The sequence below is a fragment of the Pseudomonas sp. Mn2068 genome (genome assembly GCF_049319725.1).
Lineage (GTDB): Bacteria > Pseudomonadota > Gammaproteobacteria > Pseudomonadales > Pseudomonadaceae > Aquipseudomonas > Aquipseudomonas gingeri.
This window is the reverse complement of the sequence record NZ_JBMOUG010000005.1, coordinates 341,863-363,089: the sequence shown is the minus strand read 5'-3', so window position 1 is coordinate 363,089 and position 21,227 is coordinate 341,863. Positions and strand designations below refer to the sequence as shown.

17 protein-coding genes are annotated in these 21,227 nt (G+C 62.0%); 14 read left to right on the top strand and 3 right to left on the bottom strand.

Going from position 1 to position 21,227, the window contains the following annotated elements:
• Positions 1-27 precede the first annotated feature (27 nt).
• The 8 genes from ACL9RJ_RS14775 to ACL9RJ_RS14740 all read left to right on the top strand — a co-directional run bounded on the left by ACL9RJ_RS14775 (position 28) and on the right by ACL9RJ_RS14740 (position 10,613).
• Complete coding sequence (locus ACL9RJ_RS14775) at positions 28-1,866, top strand: amidohydrolase (protein ID WP_017128881.1); 1,839 nt, start codon at positions 28-30, stop codon at positions 1,864-1,866.
• A gap of 66 nt (positions 1,867-1,932) precedes the next feature.
• Positions 1,933-2,559, top strand: a complete 627-nt coding sequence (gene ycaC, locus ACL9RJ_RS14770; protein WP_017128882.1) for an isochorismate family cysteine hydrolase YcaC — start codon at positions 1,933-1,935, stop codon at positions 2,557-2,559.
• Between the two features lie 267 nt (positions 2,560-2,826).
• The gene (locus ACL9RJ_RS14765; RefSeq protein ID WP_017128883.1) at positions 2,827-3,723 is read left to right on the top strand and encodes a LysR family transcriptional regulator; all 897 of its coding nucleotides are present in this window, start codon (positions 2,827-2,829) and stop codon (positions 3,721-3,723) included.
• Positions 3,724-3,824: 101 nt separating this feature from the next.
• Positions 3,825-4,592: a membrane protein gene (locus ACL9RJ_RS14760; protein WP_017128884.1), complete on the top strand. Its 768-nt coding sequence runs from the start codon at positions 3,825-3,827 to the stop codon at positions 4,590-4,592.
• Positions 4,593-4,635: 43 nt separating this feature from the next.
• Positions 4,636-5,073, top strand: a complete 438-nt coding sequence (locus tag ACL9RJ_RS14755; protein ID WP_178992038.1) for a hypothetical protein — start codon at positions 4,636-4,638, stop codon at positions 5,071-5,073.
• Positions 5,074-5,201: 128 nt separating this feature from the next.
• Positions 5,202-5,867, top strand: a complete 666-nt coding sequence (locus tag ACL9RJ_RS14750; protein ID WP_017128886.1) for a response regulator — start codon at positions 5,202-5,204, stop codon at positions 5,865-5,867.
• Positions 5,843-7,201: an ATP-binding protein gene (locus tag ACL9RJ_RS14745; protein WP_017128887.1), complete on the top strand. Its 1,359-nt coding sequence runs from the start codon at positions 5,843-5,845 to the stop codon at positions 7,199-7,201. The genes ACL9RJ_RS14750 and ACL9RJ_RS14745 overlap by 25 nt, the downstream gene beginning before the upstream one ends.
• A 151-nt stretch (positions 7,202-7,352) precedes the next feature.
• Positions 7,353-10,613: a hypothetical protein gene (locus ACL9RJ_RS14740; RefSeq protein ID WP_103033069.1), complete on the top strand. Its 3,261-nt coding sequence runs from the start codon at positions 7,353-7,355 to the stop codon at positions 10,611-10,613.
• A 431-nt stretch (positions 10,614-11,044) separates the two neighbouring features.
• Here ACL9RJ_RS14740 and ACL9RJ_RS14735 read toward each other — a convergent pair whose 3' ends face one another.
• A complete protein-coding gene (locus ACL9RJ_RS14735; RefSeq protein ID WP_422765394.1) occupies positions 11,045-12,436 on the bottom strand; it encodes an aldehyde dehydrogenase family protein in 1,392 nt (463 codons plus the stop codon).
• A 101-nt stretch (positions 12,437-12,537) separates the two neighbouring features.
• On the opposite strand from ACL9RJ_RS14735, the gene ptrR reads away from it, so the two are divergent.
• The 4 genes from ptrR (at position 12,538) to ACL9RJ_RS14715 (ending at position 15,227) form a co-directional block, all read left to right on the top strand.
• Entirely contained in the window at positions 12,538-13,398 is an 861-nt protein-coding gene (ptrR, locus tag ACL9RJ_RS14730) for a putrescine utilization regulator PtrR (RefSeq protein WP_177119017.1), read from the top strand.
• Positions 13,395-14,210, top strand: a complete 816-nt coding sequence (gene dapF / locus ACL9RJ_RS14725) for a diaminopimelate epimerase (protein ID WP_177119016.1) — start codon at positions 13,395-13,397, stop codon at positions 14,208-14,210. The genes ptrR and dapF overlap by 4 nt, the downstream gene beginning before the upstream one ends.
• A 94-nt stretch (positions 14,211-14,304) precedes the next feature.
• Entirely contained in the window at positions 14,305-14,799 is a 495-nt protein-coding gene (locus tag ACL9RJ_RS14720) for a hypothetical protein (protein WP_017128892.1), read from the top strand.
• Between the two features lie 131 nt (positions 14,800-14,930).
• Complete coding sequence (locus tag ACL9RJ_RS14715) at positions 14,931-15,227, top strand: DUF3144 domain-containing protein (protein ID WP_017128893.1); 297 nt, start codon at positions 14,931-14,933, stop codon at positions 15,225-15,227.
• A gap of 20 nt (positions 15,228-15,247) precedes the next feature.
• Here ACL9RJ_RS14715 and ACL9RJ_RS14710 read toward each other — a convergent pair whose 3' ends face one another.
• A complete protein-coding gene (locus ACL9RJ_RS14710; RefSeq protein ID WP_177086334.1) occupies positions 15,248-16,309 on the bottom strand; it encodes an alkene reductase in 1,062 nt (353 codons plus the stop codon).
• Positions 16,310-16,475: 166 nt separating this feature from the next.
• Between ACL9RJ_RS14710 and ACL9RJ_RS14705 the strand changes: the two genes are divergently transcribed.
• Complete coding sequence (locus ACL9RJ_RS14705) at positions 16,476-17,345, top strand: LysR family transcriptional regulator (RefSeq protein ID WP_369684078.1); 870 nt, start codon at positions 16,476-16,478, stop codon at positions 17,343-17,345.
• A 6-nt stretch (positions 17,346-17,351) separates the two neighbouring features.
• Here the strand turns inward: ACL9RJ_RS14705 and ACL9RJ_RS14700 are convergent, their stop codons facing one another.
• A complete protein-coding gene (locus ACL9RJ_RS14700) occupies positions 17,352-18,056 on the bottom strand; it encodes a hypothetical protein (protein ID WP_422765393.1) in 705 nt (234 codons plus the stop codon).
• Positions 18,057-18,234: 178 nt separating this feature from the next.
• On the opposite strand from ACL9RJ_RS14700, the gene ACL9RJ_RS14695 reads away from it, so the two are divergent.
• Entirely contained in the window at positions 18,235-21,159 is a 2,925-nt protein-coding gene (locus ACL9RJ_RS14695) for a sensor domain-containing phosphodiesterase (protein ID WP_177086331.1), read from the top strand.
• Positions 21,160-21,227 lie beyond the last annotated feature (68 nt).

Sequence of the window (21,227 nt, the reverse complement as noted above, 5' to 3'; positions counted from 1 at the left end):
CATGCTCACTCTGTCGAAGGAAACGCGATGAACGCCGATCTGATTCTGTTCAATGGTCAATTTCATACCGTCGACCGTGAAAAGCCCCTGGCCAGTGCCGTGGCCATCCGCGACGGGCGCTTCGTGACGGTCGGCAGCGATGCCCAGGCCATGGCCCTGCGCGGTAGCGACACCCAGGTCATCGACCTCAAGGGCCGCTGCGTGATCCCCGGCCTCAACGACTCGCACCTGCACCTGATCCGTGGCGGCCTGAACTACAATCTCGAACTGCGCTGGGAAGGCGTACCGTCCCTGGCCGATGCCTTGCGCATGCTCAAGGACCAGGCCGAGCGCACGCCGACGCCCCAGTGGGTGCGGGTGGTGGGCGGCTGGAACGAATTCCAGTTCGCCGAGAAGCGCATGCCGACCCTGGCGGAGCTGAACCAGGCCGCGCCGGATACCCCGGTATTCGTGCTGCACCTGTATGACCGCGCCTTGCTCAACCGGGCCGCCTTGCGCGTGGCCGGCTACACCCGCGACACGCCGAACCCGCCGGGTGGCGAGATCGTCCGCGATGCCAACGGCGAACCGACCGGCATGCTGGTGGCCCGCCCCAACGCGATGATTCTCTACTCGACCCTCGCCAAGGGCCCCAAGCTGCCGCTGGAATACCAGGTCAACTCTACGCGCCAGTTCATGCGCGAACTCAACCGTCTCGGCCTGACCAGCGCCATCGATGCCGGCGGCGGCTTCCAGAACTACCCCGACGACTACGCGGTGATCGAGCAATTGGCCAGGGACCGGCAGTTGACGGTGCGCATCGCCTACAACCTGTTCACCCAGAAGCCCAAGGAAGAACTGGCCGACTTCAAGAACTGGACCGGCAGCGTCAAGTTGCATCAGGGCGATGACTTCCTGCGTCACAACGGCGCCGGCGAAATGCTGGTTTTCTCGGCGGCGGACTTCGAAGACTTCCTCGAACCACGCCCCGACCTGCCGCAGACCATGGAACAGGAACTGGAGCCGGTGGTGCGCCACCTGGTCGAGCAGCGCTGGCCGTTCCGCCTGCACGCCACCTACAACGAATCCATCAGCCGCATGCTCGACGTGTTCGAGAAGGTCAACCGCGATATCCCGTTCAACGGCCTGCCGTGGTTCTTCGACCATGCCGAGACCATCACCCCGCAGAACATCGAGCGGGTGCGGGCCCTGGGCGGCGGCATCGCGATCCAGGACCGCATGGCGTTCCAGGGCGAATATTTCGTCGAGCGCTACGGCGCCAAGGCCGCCGAGGCCACGCCGCCGATCAAGCGCATGCTCGCCGAAGGCGTGCCGGTAGGCGCGGGCACCGATGCCACGCGGGTGTCCAGCTACAACCCGTGGACCTCGCTGTACTGGATGGTCAGTGGACGCACGGTTGGCGGCCTGGCCCTGCATGAGGAAGGCCTGTCGCGCCAGACCGCCCTGGAGCTGTTCACCCACGGCAGCGCCTGGTTTTCCTCCGAGCAGGGCAGCAAGGGCCAGATCAAGGTCGGCCAGCTGGCCGATCTGGCGGCGCTGAGCGCGGACTACTTCAAGGTCGAGGAAGAGGCCATCAAGTGGATCGAGTCGGTGCTGACGGTGGTCGGTGGCAAGGTGGTCTACGCCGCCGGCGACTTCGAGAAGCTCGGCCCGGCCGGCCTGCCGGTGCTGCCGGACTGGTCACCGGTGGCGAAGGTGCCGGGGCACTGGCGTCCGACTTCGCCGCTGCAGGCCCAGGTCCACCAGTGCAGCGGTCCCTGCGCCGTGCACTCCCACAGCCATGAGCGGGCGCGCCTGTCGAATGCGCCGGTCAGCGACTTCCAGGGATTCTGGGGCGCATTCGGCTGTTCGTGTTTTGCCTTCTGATTCCCCATCGGCGCCGGACCGTATGGCCGGCGCCCACTGTACTCTCACGTCACCAAGGAGTTTCACATGAGCAACGTTCCCTACAAACGCCTGAACAAAGACGACGCGGTGGTCCTGCTGGTCGACCACCAGACCGGCCTGATCTCGCTGGTGCAGGATTTCTCGCCGAACGAGTTCAAGAACAATGTCCTGGCCCTGGCCGACCTGGCGAAGTTCTTCAAACTGCCGACCATCCTCACCACCAGCTTCGAAAATGGCCCGAACGGCCCGATGGTGCCGGAGCTCAAGGAACTGTTCCCGGACGCGCCGTACATTCCCCGTCCAGGCCAGATCAATGCCTGGGACAACGCCGATTTCGTCAAGGCGGTAAAGGCTACCGGTCGCAAGCAGTTGATCATCGCCGGCGTCGTGACCGATGTCTGCGTGACCTTCCCGACCTTGTCGGCCCTGGCCGAAGGCTTTGAAGTGTTCGTGGTCACCGATGCCTCGGGTACCTTCAACGAAACCGTGCAGCAGGCGGCCTGGGCGCGGATGACCGCCGCCGGTGCGCAACTGGTCAACTGGTTCTCGGTGGCGTGCGAGCTGCAAGGCGACTGGCGCAACGACATGGAAGGCCTGGCGAACCTGCTGTCGCCGCGCATCCCGAACTACCGCAACCTGATGAACAGCTACTCGGCACTGACAGCCAAGTAACGGCCATGTCGGTGCCGCCCGGGACCTGGCGGTGAGGCACCGACCGGCGGGAGCCGGCTTGCTGGCGATGGCGTACGCACGGGCAGCACAAGGCTCAAGGGCCTCATGGCTGCGATGCGGCGTCCAGGCAGGCCAGCTCCTGCAGTGGTCGGGAACAGGAAGGGGCTCGGCGCTAAGGCCCCCACAGGTTTCGTGGTTACCGATTATGAGATGTGAGGAAGGAAAAAAGTCGTTATAAAGGGGCTTGCTGTCAACCCGAGCGTGACAATGAACCCTTTCGAAGACATGCGTATGTTCTGCCAGGTCATGGACTCGGGCAGTTTCACCGCGGCAGCGGATCAACTGGGCCTGTCCAAGCAGTTCGTCAGTCGTCGCCTGATGCAACTGGAGGAACGCCTCGGGGTGCGCCTGCTCAATCGCTCGACCCGCCGCCTGGATGTCACGCCCCTGGGGCAGAGCTACTACGAATCCGCCTTGCGCCTGCTCGCCGAAGTCGAGCACATGGAGCAGGGCATCGCCGGCCAGACCGCCGAGCCGCGCGGCACCCTTCGCCTGAGTGCGCCCCTGTCGTTTGCCCTGGCTCACCTGGGATCGCTGCTGCCGGCATTTCTCAAGCGTTACCGTGACGTCACTGTCGAAGTCGACCTCAGCGACCGTCCGGTGGATCTGCTCGGCGAGGGCTATGACCTGGCGCTGCGCATAGGCGTGCTGGAGGATTCGAGCCTGATTGCCCGGCGCATCGCCACCATCGACCGGGTGTACTGCGCCAGCCCGGCCTACCTGGCCGAACGCGGTACACCCCTCAAGCCCGACGACCTGCATGCCCACGATTGCCTGCCCTATGGCCATGGCCGCCAGGTGCAGTGGCGTTTCGAGGGGCAGGGCAAGCCGGTGGTGGTCAATGTCACGGGGCGCATGCGGGTCAACAACGGCGAATTGCTCAGGGATGCGGCCATCGCCGGCATGGGCATTGCCTACCTGCCGACCTTTATCGTCGACGCGGCCTTGCGCGACGGCCGCCTGGTGACCTTGCTCGACTCCCTGCGCCCCGAGCCACTGCGCTTGTCGGCGGTGTATCCGCAGCACCGCCAGGCGTCGCGGCCGGTGCAGGCGTTCATCGAGTTCCTGCGCGAAAGCCTGGCGCGTGACGATGGCGGCCTCTAGCGCCCGGACGGGCAAATCTCCGCGCCTCAGTCCCGGCTAAGTTTGCCCGGGTAGTCTCCCCCCAGCGCCAGTTGCCGCGCTGCCAGGGAGATAACCTTCACATGAAGCCGCTAACCGGAGCCGACTGGCTCAACAAAGTCCCCGAAGTGACGTTGTCGTTCTGGGTCATCAAGATCATGTCCACCACCGTCGGCGAAACCGCCGCCGACTACCTTGCCGTCGATGCCGGGCTGGGCCAGGGCCTGACCAGTATCGGCATGGCCGTGCTGCTGGCCATCGCGTTGTTCGCTCAACTCCGTACCCGCGCCTACACCCCCTGGATCTACTGGCTGAGCGTGGTGCTGGTGAGCATCGTCGGTACGCAGATCACCGATGTGCTCACCGACCAGCTGGGTATCAGCCTGTATGCCAGCACGGCGGTGTTCAGCGTGCTGCTGGCGATCAATTTCCTGGTCTGGTTCAGGCTGGAGCGCAGCCTGTCGATTGCCGATATCGTCACCCCGCGCCGGGAGCTGTTCTATTGGGCGACCGTGCTCTGCACCTTTGCCCTGGGCACGGCGGCCGGCGACCTGGCGACCGAGGCGCTGGGCCTGGGTTTCACCCTCGGCTCGGTGATTTTCGCCGTGCTGATCGGCGCCACATTCGCCGCCTGGCGCCTGGGCGGCAATACGGTCCTGACCTTCTGGATCGCCTACATCCTGACCCGTCCGTTCGGTGCTTCCCTGGGGGACCTGCTGACCCAGGCCAAGACCTATGGCGGCCTCGGCATGGGCGCGGCATGGACCAGCGCGATCTTCCTCAGCGTCATCCTGATGCTGGTCATCGTCGCCCAGCTCGGCGTCGGCCAGCGCAAGCCGGTTTCCGACTGACCCCGTCTTCAACCTCACTCATTTCAATTATCAAGGAATCATCATGCTGACCGTTCGTAGCAGTATTCGCAAAGCCGCCATTGTCGGCGCCATCGCCTTGTTGAGCCTGGCCACCGCCTGCTCGAAATCGCCGGATACCCCCAAGGCCGGCACGGCCAATGCACAGGCCGATTCGAGCCATGCCTCGCCCTCCAAGCTGGGCGACCTGTCGGCCTTCCAGGGCATCGCCAGCCAGGTTGCCGGGTTGGTCGAGCAGAACGACCTGGCCGGTGCAAAAACACGGATCAAGGACCTGGAGCTGGCCTGGGACTCCGCCGAAGCCGGGATCAAGCCCCGTGCCGCCAGTGACTGGCACCTGCTGGACAAGGCCATCGACAACGCCCTTGAAGCTCTGCGCGCGGGTTCGCCGAAGCAGAGCGACTGCAAGGTCGCCATGACCGATCTGCTGAAGACCTTCGCGAGCCTGCAAGGCGGCAAGTGATCGCCAGCCAGCTCGCCCGCCGCATGCATCCAGGTCAAAACGCTGCACGCGGCGGGCGACAGATGCTTCAATAGAGGCTCGGCATCCGCGTCGCGGGTGCCGGGCCTTGCTGATGGTCGGAGAGGGATATGCGCATACTGCTGGTCGAAGATGACCCGATGATCGGGGAGGTGATCCAGGGGGCCCTGAAGGATGCCGGCTATGCCGCCGACTGGGTCAACAATGGCCTGACCGCACTGGCGACCCTGGACACCCAGCACTACGACCTGGTGCTGCTGGACCTGGGCTTGCCCGGCAAGGATGGCCTGGCGGTGCTGGACAGCATTCGTTCCGCCGACAATGCCGTGCCGTTGCTGATCATCACCGCCCGCGACAGCCTCGATCAACGCCTGCGCGGCCTTGATGGCGGTGCCGATGACTTCCTGCTCAAGCCGTTTGAAATGGCCGAATTGCTGGCACGCATGCGTGCGGTACTGCGGCGCAAGGGCGGCAGTGCCTTGTCGCTGCTGAGCAATGGCCTGGTCACCCTGGACCTGGTGTCCAAGCAGGCCAGTACGGCGGAGCACCCCGAGGTGCAACTGTCGAATCGCGAGTTTTCGCTGCTCCAGGCGCTGCTGATCCGTCCGGGGGCGATTCTTTCCCGTGCCGATCTCGAAGATCGTCTCTATGGCTGGGGCAACGAGGTGGAAAGCAATGCCGTGGAGTTTCTGATCCACGCGCTGCGGCGCAAGCTGGGCAGCCAGGTGATCAAGAATGTCAGGGGGATGGGATGGATGGTTTCAAAAGGCGTCTGAGCGAGTCCGTCCAGCTCAGGCTGTCCGTCGGCCTGTCGCTGGCGATCCTGGTCGTTGCGGTGGTGGCGGGTATTTTCGCCTTTGTCTCGGCGTTCGATGAAGCGCTGGAGTTGCAGGACAATACCCTGCGCCAGGTCGCCGTGCTGGTCGAGCGCCAGAACATGACCCTGAGTCCGTCGGCCCCCGGTATGTCGATCAGGGACGACGACGAGGAGTCGCGGGTGGTCGTCCAGTACCTGCGCGATGGGGCCCGGGCTTCGGGCAATATCGATGACGGCGGCCCGCTGCCATTGCCGACGAGCCTGGCCGATGGCCTGGCGACCCTGACCGTCGGCGGCGAGCCGTTTCGCGTGCTGGTCAAGACCCTGGGCACGGGCGAGCGCATCGCCGTGGCCCAGGAAACCGGTGCACGGGACAAGGATGCCCGGGAAAGTGCCTGGCGCGGCCTGCTGCCTTTTCTGATCCTGCTGCCGGTACTGTTGCTGGTGGTGGCCGACCTGGTGCGCAAGCTGTTTCGTCCGATCGCGGTCCTGGCGCAGGACATCGACCAGCGCAGCGAGCAGGACCTGCATCCCATCGACGAACGGCACCTGCCCAGTGAAATCCGCTCCTTTGTGCTCGCCATCAATCGCCTGTTCGACCGGGTGGCCCGCTCGATGGACAGTCAGCGGCGTTTTGTCGCCGATGCCGCCCACGAACTGCGTTCACCCTTGACCGCGTTGTCGCTGCAGGCCGAGCGCCTGGCCGCCGCCGAGCTGTCGCCGGACGCCCGCGAGCGGCTGGTGCCGTTGCAGCGGGGCATCGAGCGCGGCAAGAGCCTTATCGATCAGTTGCTGGCGCTGGCCACGGCGCAATCGACGTCGACAACCCCCGCCGCGCCGATCTCCGTGCATGGCATCTACCGCCGCGTGCTGGAAGACCTTTTGCCACTGGCCGAACTCAAGCAGATCGATGTCGGCGTGGAAGGCGAGCAGGACATGCGGGTGTCGCTCAACGAGATCGACCTGCTGGCCCTGGTCAGGAACCTGGTGGACAACGCCATCCGCTATACCCCGCAAGGCGGGCGGGTGGACCTGTCGGTGAGCGCGGAGCAGGGCGGCGTGCTGTTGCAGGTCCGGGACAACGGCCCGGGGATTGCCATCGAGGAGCGCGAGCGGGTGTTCGACCCGTTCTACCGCAGCCTGGGCAATACCGAGGTCGGCTCGGGGCTCGGGCTGTCGATCATCAAGGCCATTGCCGAGCGCACCGGCGCGCGTATCCGCCTGGGGTACAGCGATGAAGTACGGCAGCGCGGCCTGAGCGTTTCGGTCTGGCTACCGGCGGCTGCGGGCTGAGGTGTCTCCTATCGCACCGCGCTGACTCCTGCGAAAGTGCTGGTGAGTTCCTGCGTGAGCGACTGGACCTCCGTGAAGGTGGCCTGTAACAATTGCGCAAACAGGAAATACCCTGACGTTTATCGATTCAAGGTTGAAGGTGCATTGCATAATGGATGATTACAACGATAGGGGGGCTCAGGGGAGCGATGGCAATCCGGCTTTTCATGGCTTCATCTATCAGAAAAAAGTCACCGTATGGATCGCGTTGCAACTGCTGTTGAATCGTGTCGATGGCTGCAACGAAATCATCGTTGAGCCAGTCTCGCAGGAAGACGTCGAGGCTTGCATCGATGACGAGGAATCGACAGTCAGCATTGGTGGCGTCCATAAACTACTGATTCAGATAAAAAACCGTGGAAAGGGCTATTGGACGGCCAGCGCGTTTTCGGAACTGGTCAAGGACCGGGTTGCACGAAGTGCCTCGGGGCCAGGTACCAGGCCCAGGGGAAAGGCACTGCTGCTGGAGGATCCCTCCCGGCGTTATATTTTTATTACCAATTGCAGTGTCGCTGGGGAACTGGCGGTAGCCGAGCTTAAAAATGTCGATGAGGCACTGGACCCTTCGTTCCTCCCTCCGAAGCTGACAGAGATAGAGGCCGAACAACAGGCGCTGACCGGTCGTTGGGGGCTTATCCAGAATCTGACTGAAAATGACCTGCGGGCACGTATTCATGACTTGCTTGAATCCAGGGGCAAGGTACCGATTTCGAACCTGCCGGCGGCGATAGATAAGTTGGAGCGCTTGGTCGAGCGGCGTATGGCAGGGCTGGTGGAGCCCCTGACGCGTGATCATGTTCGGGATGTCATCACCAGTGAAGGCGGGGGAGCGGTACGCGACCAGGAGTTGCGCGAGTTCATCGCACCGCCTGCCTTGGCACGAGCAGAGTCGCTGTTGGACACGTTTCATGCGGTGATGTTGATCGGACCGCCAGGCTACGGCAAATCGTTGATTGCCAAAAACATGGTTCATGCCCTGCGTGAAAGACAGCGACCCTATGAGGTTGTGAGGGAGTCGGCAGGGCTTGCCGCAATTGAGCACTATCTGGCGCAGAGGGGCTTGTATGTCTTTCATCTCGATGACCCCTGGGGGCAATCGAAGCTTGAAGCCGATGCGGACAAATGGGTTATTCAACTCCCTCGGTTGCTGGCGCGTGCCTCTGCCGACAAGCTGTTCATCATCACTTCGCGTACCGATATTCTTCGTCAGAGTCGGGTCGGGGAGGATGAAGAACCGTGGCGTTCGCTGACCTGTGAAGTATCGGATAGCGATTATGGCGATGACGTCAAATGGAACATCCTGGAAAAGAAGCTTGAGCAAGCCCAGGCATGGATGCTGCCGTTCGCTGAGCGGTATCGTTCCGGGCTGCTCCAGGATCTACAAAGTCCCCTGGCAATCGATCGCTTCTGCAAAGGCTTGCTGGCTTGCGGGGACGAGTCGGTTGCATTGATCGAACAACTGGTCGATCAGGCACAGGTTTCCAGCATTCGCCAGATTGTCCGTCAGCAAGTTCTGGGATGGCCGGAACGCGGCGTGGAGTGCGCTACGGTGATCTGGGCGATGATTCGCCGGAACCAACGTATTTCATTTGAGGGGTTGAGTACGATCCGGCGTGCCCTGGATGACCTCAGTCCGCCGCTTTCCATTGATCTCGAGCGCTTCGTACAGCATTTCCTGATCTCCACACTGGACGAGGATGAGAAAGAGGAGATCGGTGCCCACGGTAAGGTCATTGAGGCCTTTGAGGAAGTGATTACCGACAGTCCCGCTGTATTGGAACGGACCTTGGGCCGGTGCGTGGAGGCCCTGTATGCGCAGTGGTGCGATGACCCCGCCTGTCTCAACGCCTTGATAAATCTGCTTGAAGCAATCAGCAGTCTGTGGCCCCAAAAGCTTCGCCTGAATCGTGTTCAGCAGGACAAGGTCGATGAGTTCCTGCGCAAGTGCATTGCTACCACCGATGATTTTCAGTTCGATTACTATTTTGACCGGATCATCAGATGGGGCTCGGAGCGTTGCGCCATTGCCCGGTTCTTACGCGATTTGACAGCATTCAAGCCGGTGGCATCCGGGCGAGAGGTGAAGTACTGGAGTGCGCCGGCGCTGAGTCCGGAGTTCAGGCGGGTATTGGAAAGAGATCCATTGATACCGCGGCTCTTGAGTTCATGGATACGTTATCGATTTATCGATGGCGACATTGTCTATGACGGTCCGCAGCTTTTTACCTGGCTCACCGGGTTGGGCGGGAACCTTGGGGAGGCTTGGGCACAGTCCTGTAATTGGGCGGCCCCGGCAGGTCGCAACCAACCTAATACACTGGCGCTTTTCCAGTGCGCGGCGCTGGCCGGTGCTTTTCATTACGATGATGAGATGTTCAGTCTGATTGAGGGTATCGAGGACGGGCTACGTGAACACCGGTACGAGGTGGGTGACTACCAGGAGCAGAGTTTCCAGGGCATTGACGATGCGTCGATTGAGCTTCTGTTCAAGAACATGCTGGATGATGATCAGGAACTGGTTCATCGTCTTACCATGGCTTACGTCCAGATGCGCCGCCGGAATGACGGGTATCAATGGATTGAGGGCCACCCACGCCATGATCTGATTCTCCCCGCCTGGTCGATGACCCTGGATGAGCAATCCTCGCAGGTGTCTGCCTTGGAGAGGGAGAGCCTTGAGCTGCTCAAACGTGCCTATGATCAGTCCCTGATCCTGGCGGATCATGATCTCGAAGGTATTTGCGAAGACCTGGATATCCCCGATATCGATGATTTCCTCCAGCTTGAGCCGATGAAAATTGTTGAAGAACTGCTGAGCTTGGAGACACAGCGCAATGGCGATCCCCATGAGCTGATCGAGCAAATGTACTACCTGGAAAACCTTGCAGTCGCCAAGGCCTTGAGAGAGGCCGTCGGGCGTATGGATGCCGTGAGTGTGCGCAAGCATCTTCCGAGCCTCATGGAGCATGATCATGCCGATGTACGCAGGCATGCCGTGAGTTTTTTTGCCGGCCTGGTCGAGCCCCTGGGGTTGAACAGATATTGGCTCTACAACGGTGCCAGCGATAAAAGCGCGCACGTTCGTCTGGAGTTGGCGAAGGTCATTGGCCACTTCAAGTGGCAGGACGGAGTGGAATGCCTGATTTCCCTGCTGTCGGATTGTCGGGATTATCAGGCGGACGAGGGGGGGCCGCGTTTTGAGGTGGCCCGCGCGGCTGCCCGGACACTGGCGGGTATGCACAATCTTTCAGAAGAACATCGACAGGCGATACGAACGTTCTTGAGTCAGCCCCCTCGGGATCTGCAAGATCCTGTCGTCAATGACTTGCTCAATAGATCGTTCCCACGCTCTGCGTGGGAATGCAGCCCGTGACGCTCTGCGTCACAGGTCACAGCTTCGCGGGCAAGCCCGCTCCCACAGTCAAAACCCGCTCCTACAGCGTAGGAACGATCCAATGAGCGGTATCAGTCGGCTCAGGTCGGAGAGATGGTGGCCAGCAGGCCGATTGCGATTGTCAGTAAGAGAAAACCACCCAGAAAAAGCGCCATCTTGCCCATTTCAGGCCTCCTGAATCACAGGGTTGCGGTACAGCGGAAAAAGAGTCTTGGAGAACTCTGCCTTGAAGCGCCGCCCGAGGCCGGGTGGCAGGCTTATTGTCGGGGGGAATCTGATCTCGATACAGAGGCAGGTAGTGCAGAAAAATACGGATCAGATGGGGAGGGGAGGTGTTCTGGCGTGAGTTCACGCCAGATCAACAGGGTGGCGAACGGCAAAGCCCGTTCGCCACCGGTACGCGCGTGCCGTCAGTTGCGATCCAGCCACACGGTCTGGGCGTTGCAGAACTCGCGTACGCCGAAGTGCGACAGCTCGCGACCGAAGCCGCTTTTCTTCACGCCGCCAAAGGCCACCCGTGGGTCGGAAGCGCTGTAGCCGTTGATGAACACGCCACCGGTTTCCAGTTCGTCGGCGATCTGCTGCGCCAGCGCGACATTGGCGGTGTAGACCGTTGAGGTCAGGCCGAAGTCGCTGTCGTTGGCCAGTTCCACGGCGTGCCGGGCATCCCGCGCGGTGATGATCGAGGCCACTGGCCCGAACAGTTCCTGCTTGAACGAGGTCATCTGGTCGGTGACATCGGCGAGGATGGTCGGCTCATAGAAGTTGCCATGCCCCGCGATCTTGCCGCCGCCCAGCAACAGGGTCGCGCCCTCGGCCAGGGTGGCCTGGACCTGCTGGTCCAGTTCGTCACGCAGATCGAAACGCGCCATCGGACCCACATAGGTTTCGGCCAGCAGCGGATCGCCGATCACCAACCGGCGGGTCGCCTCGACGAACTTCTCGGTGAAAGCTTGCACCACCCCTTCCTCGATGATCAGGCGCTTGGCCGCCGCACAGACCTGCCCGGTGTTCTGGTAGCGACCGATCACCGCGGCCCGGACCGCCGCATCGAGGTCGGCATCGTTGAGCACGATGAACGGGTCCGAACCGCCCAGTTCCAGTACGCACTTCTTCAGGGCCGCACCGGCCTGGGCGCCGATCGCGGTGCCGGCACGCACGCTGCCGGTCAGGGTCACGGCGGCAATGCGCGGGTCGGCGATGGCCTTGGACACGCCGTCCGGCGTCACGTTGATCACCTCGAACGCACCCTCGGGGAAGCCCGCCTGCTTGAAGGCATCGAGCAGCAGGTAGGCGCAGCCCATCACGTTCGGTGCGTGCTTGAGCACATAGGTGTTGCCGGCCAGCAGGGTCGGCACCGCACCGCGCAGCACCTGCCAGATCGGGAAGTTCCAGGGCATCACGGCAAGGATCGGACCCAGCGGGCGGTATTCGATCCGCGCCTTGCCGTTGTCCACCAGGGTCGCTTCCGGCGCGAGCATGGCCGGGCCCTGGGCGGCGTACCAGTCGCAGAGCTGGGCGCATTTCTCGATTTCGCCACGGGCCTGGGTGATCGGCTTGCCCATTTCCCGGGTGATCATCTCGGCCATTGCGGTGGCGTTGTCGCGCAGCGCCTTGCCCAGGGCGATCAACAACTGCGCCCGCTGTTCCACGGACTTGCGGCGCCAGCCGGCGAAGCCCTTGGCAGAACGCGAGAGCGCGGCATCGAGTTGCGCGGCCGACTCATAGGGGTAGTGACCGATCTGCTCGCCGTTGAGCGGGTTGATCGAGAGCGCGTGGGTCTGGTTCGACACAGTAGTCATGGCACCGTCCTGCTGGGTGGGTAATGAATCCAGCGTACGGGGCTGTTGCTTTTCTGGAAACTGAATAATACTGAGTGAAACGTTCACGATTGGAGAATGACTTGGATCTGGTCCAGTTGGAGATTTTCAAGGCTGTTGCCGAGCAGGGCAGCATCAGCGCCGCCGCGCAGTTGATTCACCGGGTGCCGTCGAACCTGACCACGCGGATCAAGCAACTGGAGCAGGACCTGGGCGTCGAGCTGTTTATCCGCGAGAAAAGCCGCCTACGCCTGTCGCCGGCGGGCTGGAGCTTCCTGGACTACACCCGGCGCATTCTCGATCTGGTGGCCGAGGCGCGCCTGACCGTGTCCGGTGAAGAACCCCAGGGCCCGTTCGCCCTCGGCTCGCTGGAAAGCACGGCGGCGGTGCGCATTCCGGCGTTGCTGGCGGCCTACAACCAGCAATACGCCAAGGTCGAGCTGGACCTGTCCACCGGGCCTTCCGGGACCATGATCGAGGGCGTGCTGTCCGGGCGGCTGGTGGCGGCGTTCGTCGACGGACCGATCCTGCACCCGACCCTGGAAGGCGTGCCGGTGTTCGACGAGGAAATGGTCATCATCGCGCCGTTGCACCACGCGCCCATCACCCGCGGCGGCGATGTCAACGGCGAGAGCATCTATGCGTTCCGGGCCAATTGCTCGTACCGCCATCACTTCGAAAGCTGGTTCACCGAGGACGCGGCGGTGCCTGGCAAGATCTTCGAAATGGAGTCCTACCACGGTATGCTCGCCTGCGTCAGCGCCGGCGCCGGCCTGGCGCTGATGCCCCGCAGCATGCTCGAAAGCATGCCCGGTTGCAGCACGGTGAGCGTCTGGCCGTTGTCGCAGAAATTCCGTTTCCTGCAGACCTGGCTGATCTGGCGGCGAGGCACCGTGTCGCAGAACCTGAGGGTATTCGTGCAGCTGCTTGAGGAGAGGAAATGACGCTCAGCTTGGTAAAAATGCATGCCCATGGCGACGACTTCGTCATCATCGACCGCCGCAGCGAGGCTGACCCGATAACGCCCGCCGTGGCCCGACGGCTGGGGGATCGCAACCGGGGTATCGGCTTCAACCAGTTGGCCGTCGTGCTCGACTGCGAGGATGCCGCCGCCCGCATCGTGTTCTGGAATCCCGACGGCACGCCTCTCGACACCTGTGGCAGCGCCACCCGTGGTGTGGCCGACACCTTGATGCGCCAGGGCAATACTTCGTCGGTGCTGCTGCGAACCAACCGCGGGCTGCTGAGCTGCGTGCGGCAGGCGGACGGCGGTGTTTCGGTGGACATGGGCAAGCCTTCGCTGCATTGGCAGGACGTGCCGCTGGCCAGGGAAATGGATACCCTGGTCTTGCCGCTGGCGGGCGAGCCGGTGGCCTGCAGCATGGGCAATCCCCACTGCACCTTCTTTGTCGAGGACCTCGCGGCTATCGACATCGCCGCGCTGGGCTCGAAGATCGAAATCGACCCGTTGTTCCCGAAAAAGACCAACGTGCATTTCGTCCAGGTCATCGATCGCGGCCATATCCGCCTGCGTATATGGGAGCGCGGCGGCGGCATTCCGCAGGGCTCGGGTTCGTGTTGCTGTGGTGCGGTGGTCGGCGGCATTCGGCGTGGGCTGCTGGACGACAGCGTCGACGTGGAATGTGACGGCGGCACCGTGAACGTGAAATGGGACGGTAGCGGCGGGGTGATCCTCAGCGGGCGGGTGGAGAAGGTGTGGGAGGGGACAGTTGCGGAGCATTTGTTGCTGGCTTAGTGTTGCGAGGGTTGAGGAGAGTGGCTATTTGATATCTCGGCAAGTAATCTGCGCGGCGGATCTGCCGCGTGAATTTCTTTTCAAGGAGCCATGATTGATCAAAGCACTCTGTATTGCCCTGACGCTGGTCTGTCTCGCCGGTTGCAGCAAACCAGGACCTGTTGTGCTGGACAAAGCCGGGCATGGGCTGCAGCAGAAACAGCGTCCGCTGATTGTCGGTAAATGGTACAGCGACTCGCCGACCACTGAAGGTGGGCATGTCATGGAGATTGCCGAGCATCGTGCCAATGGCACCTACGTGGTCAGCTTTCGTGTCATCGACAAGACGGGCAAGGTGAAGGACTCCCAGGAAGCAGGTTTCTGGGGCACGGCCGGGAACATCTACTTTACCATCACCAAGGGCTGGATCCAGGGTTCCAAGTTCATCCCGGCCCCGCCAGGCTTGGCTGATCTTGAAGATGCCTACCAGATTCTCGAACTGAAGAATGGGAAATTCCGCTACAGGTCGGTCGAGAACAAGAATGTCTACAGCGCTATAAAAGTGGACGACACCTTCCAGTTCCCCGGCATCCCGCCTTCGAAAGGCTGATGACCCATAGGACCGAAAGCACGTGCGGTGATCAGGCGCGGTGATTATCCTTCACGGTGTTTTTAGCCGCCTGTGTCAGGGCGTCTCCCGTTAGCGGGCAATCATGAAAATGAGCAACGAGATCTCCAGCAATGTCAGAAACCACCGATGATTCGTTCTACGACCGCGCGGACGAGCATATCCATCTGTCCAACGAGCAACTCAAGCGGTTCGACGACTTTGGCAAGGTCAACGCCTCGATGATGTTCGGCACCACCCGCTTCAACGCCTGGGTCAGCGCGCGCGGCTTCAAGTCCGGCGAGGAGATGGCCCAGGCCCGCGAGGCGATGCTGAACTACTTCTGCAATCAGTACCGGATGATGCTCGAGGACAACCTCGACGACCATATCAACAACTTCAGCCAGTACATGGGCGCGCCTGACGCCTGATTGCCTTTGATAGGACTGCCTCAGGCGCCGAGCGTGAGGTAGTCGGTGTAGCCCTTCTGATTGCCGCCGAAATAAGTCGTATTGTCAGCGCTGTTCAAAGGCGCATTGACCTGCAATCGCTCGACAAAGTCCGGGTTGGCCAGGATCATCTGACCGTAGGCTTCCATATCCGCCAGTCCGGTCGCCAGGTCGGCGCCGATTTGCTCCCGTGGCCGGCCCGGACGGTTCAGGATCAGCACGCTTTTCCATAGCTTGCGAATGTCCGCCAGCAGCGTTTCGTTGCCTGCATGCAGGATGTGCAGGTAGGCCAGGCCCAGTTTGTTCAACTCGTCGACCAGATAGCGGTACAGTGCCGGGCCTTCTTCACCTTCATCAATGCCCCACATCGTGATGCCGGGCGAGAGGCGGATGGCGGTTTTGTCGGCACCGATTTCTTCGGCGATGGCGGTCGCGACCTCGATGGCAAAGCGTGCGCGGTTCTCTATGGATCCCCCGTATTCATCCGTGCGGCTGTTTGCACTGGCGGCAAGGAACTGTTGGACCAGGTACGCGTTGGCGCCGTGAATTTCCACTCCATCTGCCCCGGCCTCAATGGCCCGCCGCGCCGCGAGGCGAAAGTCGGCCACGGTCTGGCGCACTTCCTCGGTACTCAGTGCCCGCGGCACGGGAATATCCTGCATGCCGCTGACGGTGAACATCGGCGTATTCGGCGCAATGGCCGACGGAGCCACGCCCTGGCGGTGATGGGGCGTGTTATCCGGATGGGACATGCGTCCGGCGTGCATCAGTTGAATAAACACATGGCCGCCCTTGGCGTGCACGGCACGGGTGATCTCTTTCCAGCCCGCCGTCTGTGCGTCGCTATGGATACCCGGCGTAGTGAGATAGCCCTGACCGTCCTCCGATGGCTGGGTGCCTTCGGTTACGATCAGCCCGACGCTGGCCCGCTGGGCATAGTATTCGGCGGCCAACTCTCCCGGTGTGCCATCGGGTGCTGCCCGGCTTCGGGTCATGGGTGCCATGACCAGGCGGTTCGGCAAGGTGCTGTTACCAACGCGTATCGGTGTGAACAGTGGGCTCATAATGCGATCCTCAAGAGTGTCGGGTACAAGGCCCAACTGTTCGCGCAACCGATGATTCGACGGCGACCAGCAGAGGGCGCTTGCTGTAGCCGCATCATCCGATCTATTGTTTTTGGGATAAATATGGGTTTATGGATTTGATTGATCCATCTATGGAGCAATAGGCGTGGAACTTCTCAACGATATGGCGTTGTTTGTCGAAGTCGTGAAAGCCAAGGGCTTTCGCGGGGCAGCCGAGGTGCTGGGCATGCCCAACTCCACGCTGTCGCGGCGTATCAGCGCCTTGGAGAAGGCCATCGGTTTGCGCCTGCTGCATCGCACCACACGCCGGGTCGAGGTGACGGAGGCGGGGCAAATCTACTTCGAGCGCTGCAAGCGCATTGTCGACGAGGCCCGGCTGGCCCATGAGCAACTGGGAGACATCGTGGCGCAACCCCGCGGCGTACTGCGGGTATCCTTCCCAGTGGATTTTGCGATCACCTACCTCGCACCGTTGATTGCCGAATTCGCCAGCCTCTATCCGCAGATACGCTTCGATTTCGACCTGACTTCCCGTCGCGTCGACCTGGTGAGCGAGCCCTTCGATGTGGCGATCCGGATGGGCGAGTCCGAAGACTCCCAATTGATCGCCCGGCCTCTGCTTACCCTGGTGTCCAGTTTGTATGCCTCGCCGGCTTATCTCGATGCCTTTGGCATGCCTGGCACACCGGCTGATCTTGAACGGCATCAGTGCCTGAATATTCAGAAGAGCGGAATGTGGACCCTGAGCGATGGCGTCCAGACGCGGTCGGTGGCGGCAGCGGGGCGCTATAGGGTCAACAGCGTCGGCATGCTGCGACGGTTGGCGGCGCTGGGGCAGGGCATCGTGTTGATGCCCGAGGAGGTGGTTGCCGATGAGTTGGATAAGGCGTTGCTGTGTCGCGTGCTGCCCGAATGGCAGGGCAACCCGATGACGGTGTATGCCATGACCGAGACGCGACTGCTCCCGGCCAAGACCCAACGGTTTATCGAATTTCTGCGCGAGCGCCTGGGCTGACCCCCATCACTTGGCAGCCGTGTCCTTTGGCGCACCACCGTTGCCATACAGCGCCAGATGGTTGGCGATGCACATATCGTATGCCTCGACCAGGAACAGGTGCGGCTTGGACGCGATGGGCGGAACCAGGCAGCGGGTGGTCACGCGTTTGCCCAGCATTTCCGTATCGATATAGATCAGGTTCACCGGCGACTTTTTCGGGTTTTCCTCGGCGCTGAAGTACGCACGGGTGTATTCCTCATCACCGGCGGTTTTTTCCAGCTGTTGACCATCGATCTGGGTGGTCAGTACGTCCCCGGCAGGAAACTCCTTGTCCGCCAGCAGCGCCACGCCGATGGGACCGGTGAACCCGGCCAGCAGCGAAGTCTTGCGCAGTTGCGACTGCAGGTTGGAGTAGGTCACGAAGTGCAGCACCTTGATCGTCGGTTGGTTGCTCAACTCCGGAAATTTCTCATAGGCGCGGTGGGCCAGCAGTCGCGGGCCTGTCGGTTTGGTCGCGTCGTCCGCGACACGATAAATGGCATAGGCACTGCTGGTGATCAGCAGGCTGAAGATTTCCTTTTCACCCTCGCTGTGGGGGCGCAAGTCCTGAACGGTGATTTTGCTGGACTGATCGAGCCCCGGAAATTCCGGCGGTGGCAGGGAGGGCTGGGTGGCGCAACCGGCAATGACGAGAATGCTGGTCAGGAAAAGGGCTTTCAACGCGTACATGGGACGTCCTGTTGTCTATTGAATGGAGGCATTATGCCATTAATGTGCCCGCGCTTCAGCCAGGCTTGTCAGCAAAGCGAATAAACGATTGAAAAAAAACGCTATAGGCTTTACTTGAGAAGCACATTGCTAGTAATCAGTCAGTGACTATCGCCAGTTTTTGGCTCAGGGAGCGTTGATGAGTGTCCGTCCGTTGACCGATTCCCCGAGGCAATCGAACGATTGCGATGTTGTCGCCTCTCAATTCCAAGGGACTCCGGATACGGTTGGCATGGCCTACGTCGGCAACGAAGATACGATCGAACAGCTGCTGGACTCAGCACGGCATTGGACCCATACCACCGCCTGGGTGGTTTACCGTGCCGGTGAACAGCTGCATCGGGTCGGGCAGGGCGACCCATCGCTGCCATGGCCTTCAAGCATCGCCAATGACGAGTTCGAAGCCTTTTGTCAGGCCCGCCAACTGCACCGCTGGCCGACCGGGAGGGGCGAAAGCGTGCTGGGCTGGTTGCTCGCGCCTGCCAGCGAGTCCACGGAGCCGGCGCTCGCCGAGTTCGCCCAGCGCCTGGGCATCGAGGTCCAGACCAATACCCTGGCCCGTGCCCAGATCACCCAGCGTGTGCTCTATGAAATCACCTACCTCGCCAGTTCGACCCGCGACCGCTCGGTGTTCCTGGTGGGCGTTCACCGGCTGCTGGCCAGCCTGATCGACGCCGAGAACTTCTACCTCGCGCTGTATGACCCGCTCAGCGGCAAGATCGACTACCCGTACTATGTCGACATCATCGATGTGGATGCCCTGGAGTCCGAGAACTACGAATACCTCGACATGTCGCACCTGTCCCTGACCGGCCAGGTGCTGACCAGCGGCCAGCCCTTGCTGATCGACTCCGCCGGCATTCTCACAGCCCAGGCCGAGGGGCGTTTTCACTGCGTGGGCGACCGTCCCGAATTCTGGATGGGCGCACCGCTGAAAAACGCCTCGGACGAGGTGTTTGGCATGCTGGCGATGCAGGTCTACGACGTTGCCCGTATCTACAGCGCCGAAGACCGCGCGCTGTTCCTGGTGGTGGCCCGCCACGTCGCCATGGCCCTTGACCGCATCCTGCACCGGGCGGACCTGGAAGAGACCGTGCTGCGTCGCACCCAGGAGCTGTCGACCCTCAACGATGCCCTGAGGCAGGAAGTGCTCGACCGCGAGCGCGCCGAACACCTGCAGAGCGCGCTGTTCCAGATTGCCGAACTGTCGAGCCAGCCCGGCGACATGGCCGAGCTGTTTCAAACCCTGCACGGTATCGTCGGCGAGCTGCTGTTTGCGCAGAACTTCTACATCGCCCTGTTCGACGACGCCACCGGCGAAGTGACCTTTCCGTACTACGTCGATGAGCGCCAGACGGTCCGCCCGGCGGCACGGCGCGGGCGTCTGGGCTTGACCGAGTACATCATCCGCCAGCGTCGCCCGTGCCTGATCGACGTCGACGAAGCCCATCGCCTGGCGGCGAACGGTGAAATCGTCCTGGGCCACAAGTCCGTCCGCTCGTACTCCTGGCTGGGTATTCCGTTGTTCGAGGGCGATGTGGTGCGCGGCGTGCTGGCCGTCCAGAGCTACACCTCGCAGGTGAGCTACACCCTGCGCGACCAGGAACTGCTGACCTTCGTGTCGCGCCATATCGATACCGCGTTGTCGCGCCGTACCGCCGCCGAAGCCATCCACGCTGCCAATCTCATGCTCGAAGCCCGGGTGCAGAACCGTACCCGCGAACTCGACCATGCCAACGCCAAGCTGCAACACGAAAACTCCCATGATGCACTGACCGGACTGGCCAATCGCACCTACCTGCAACAGCGCCTGAACCAGGCCTGGTCGCGGTTCGACAGCGACGGCGGGCACCTGGCGGTGATGTTCATCGACCTCGACCGCTTCAAGATGGTCAATGACAGTCTCGGCCATCACTTTGGCGACCTGCTGCTGATGCAGGCCGCCGACCGCCTGCGCGGCTGCCTGCGCGACACCGATATGCTGGCGCGCCTGGGCGGCGACGAATTTTCGGTGCTTGCGCCCGAGGCGCCGCTGGAGGTGGTGATCGACATCGCCGAACGGATCCTGGTGGCCTTCGACCTGCCGTTTTTCATCAATGGCCATGAAGTGTTTTCGTCCTGCAGCATCGGTATCGTCAGTGCCGACAGCCAGTTCCACCAAGAACCGGCGGACCTGCTGCGCGATGCCGACGCGGCGATGTACCGGGTCAAGAGCGCCGGACGCGACAGCTACGCGGTGTTCAACCAGGAGGTGCGCCGGGAGGTTTCCGACCAGGTCGAGCGGGAAGGGGCCTTGCGCAACGCCCTCAAGCGCACCGACGAACTGCTACCGTATTTCCAGCCGATTGTCAGCGTCGACAGCGGCGAACTGCTGGCCCTGGAAGCGCTGGTGCGCTGGCACCAGCCGGGTGGCCGGGTGGTCGCACCGGGCGAGTTCCTGCCGGACTTCGAGGGCCTGCGTCTGATCGGGCGTCTGGACCTGTACATGCTGACCAGCATTGCCGTGATCCTCGCCCAACCCCAGCACGCCAACTGGCCGCCGGTGCACGTCAACTGCTCCAGCTACAGCATGACGCGCCCGGACTTCGCCAGTGAAGTGCTGGCCCTGCTGGCGCGGCACGGCGTCGAGCCGTCGCGGATCTGCCTGGAACTGACCGAAGGCGCGCTGGTGGCCGAACCGGCGATGGCCCGGCGCACCATGCAGCAACTGGCCGACAACGGCATGTCGGTGGTGCTCGATGACTTCGGGGCGGGGTTTTCTTCCCTGAGTTATGTGCACCAGTACCGTTTCAGCGGCTTGAAGATCGACAAGTCATTCATTCTTGAGCTGACCAGCAGTTCCCGCAGTCGGGCGATTGTCCGGGCGATTGTGCGGATGGCGGAATCGCTGGATTTGAGTGTGGTGGCTGAAGGGGTTGAGGATGCCGCGACCTTGGAGTTGTTGCGGGAGATGGGGGCGGGGCAGGCGCAGGGGTATTACTTTGCCCGGCCAATGGGGTTGGAGAGGTTGATGAGGTGTTTTTCGGGTGACGAGCCCTCGCTTTGGTACAAGGCGATCTGTTGAGGAAACGGCTTCCCGGAGGGCTAGGCGCGATGCGCGAGCAATCAATCTCCATGCGCATTTTTCGGATA

Coding starts and splice junctions, on each gene's coding strand:
- ACL9RJ_RS14695 (WP_177086331.1), top strand. CDS start 18,235: ATGAGTGTCCGTCCGTTGACCGATTCCCCGAGGCAATCGAACGATTGC.
- dapF (WP_177119016.1), top strand. CDS start 13,395: ATGACGCTCAGCTTGGTAAAAATGCATGCCCATGGCGACGACTTCGTC.
- ACL9RJ_RS14740 (WP_103033069.1), top strand. CDS start 7,353: ATGGATGATTACAACGATAGGGGGGCTCAGGGGAGCGATGGCAATCCG.
- ACL9RJ_RS14775 (WP_017128881.1), top strand. CDS start 28: ATGAACGCCGATCTGATTCTGTTCAATGGTCAATTTCATACCGTCGAC.
- ACL9RJ_RS14760 (WP_017128884.1), top strand. CDS start 3,825: ATGAAGCCGCTAACCGGAGCCGACTGGCTCAACAAAGTCCCCGAAGTG.
- ACL9RJ_RS14755 (WP_178992038.1), top strand. CDS start 4,636: ATGCTGACCGTTCGTAGCAGTATTCGCAAAGCCGCCATTGTCGGCGCC.
- ACL9RJ_RS14765 (WP_017128883.1), top strand. CDS start 2,827: ATGAACCCTTTCGAAGACATGCGTATGTTCTGCCAGGTCATGGACTCG.
- ACL9RJ_RS14700 (WP_422765393.1), bottom strand. CDS start 18,056: ATGTACGCGTTGAAAGCCCTTTTCCTGACCAGCATTCTCGTCATTGCC.
- ACL9RJ_RS14715 (WP_017128893.1), top strand. CDS start 14,931: ATGTCAGAAACCACCGATGATTCGTTCTACGACCGCGCGGACGAGCAT.
- ycaC (WP_017128882.1), top strand. CDS start 1,933: ATGAGCAACGTTCCCTACAAACGCCTGAACAAAGACGACGCGGTGGTC.
- ACL9RJ_RS14745 (WP_017128887.1), top strand. CDS start 5,843: ATGGATGGTTTCAAAAGGCGTCTGAGCGAGTCCGTCCAGCTCAGGCTG.
- ACL9RJ_RS14735 (WP_422765394.1), bottom strand. CDS start 12,436: ATGACTACTGTGTCGAACCAGACCCACGCGCTCTCGATCAACCCGCTC.
- ACL9RJ_RS14750 (WP_017128886.1), top strand. CDS start 5,202: ATGCGCATACTGCTGGTCGAAGATGACCCGATGATCGGGGAGGTGATC.
- ACL9RJ_RS14710 (WP_177086334.1), bottom strand. CDS start 16,309: ATGAGCCCACTGTTCACACCGATACGCGTTGGTAACAGCACCTTGCCG.